The sequence below is a fragment of the Corynebacterium sp. MSK019 genome, assembly GCF_030232425.1.
GTDB classification, from domain to species: Bacteria; Actinomycetota; Actinomycetes; order Mycobacteriales; family Mycobacteriaceae; genus Corynebacterium; species Corynebacterium jeikeium_D.
The window spans coordinates 1-241 of the sequence record NZ_JASPJT010000040.1 but is presented as its reverse complement, the minus strand read 5'-3'; the positions used below and the strand labels follow the sequence as shown (position 1 = coordinate 241).

Annotated in this window: 1 protein-coding gene; it reads right to left on the bottom strand. The window is 72.2% G+C overall.

Going from position 1 to position 241, the window contains the following annotated elements:
* A partial coding sequence (locus QP982_RS10650; protein ID WP_502870644.1) for a DNA polymerase thumb domain-containing protein occupies positions 1 to 241 on the bottom strand: 241 nt, incomplete at both ends.

Here is a 241-nt window from a genome sequence, read left to right as displayed (position 1 = left end):
CGTCAATCCCGTTCACCCGCTGCGCGACGATGGCGGCGATCCGTTCGCCGAAGACGCGGCGCAGCAGCGCGGGCGAGGCGCTGGCAAGTTCGCCGAGTTGCCGAATCCCAAACTCGTCCAGTCGTGCCTGCGCTTTCGGGCCGATGCCGGGGAGCGCGCCGACCGGGAGCGGGGCCAGGAAAGCCGCCCCCGCCGCCGCCCCCTGCGGGACGAAGACAAGGCCATCGGGCTTGCGCAGATC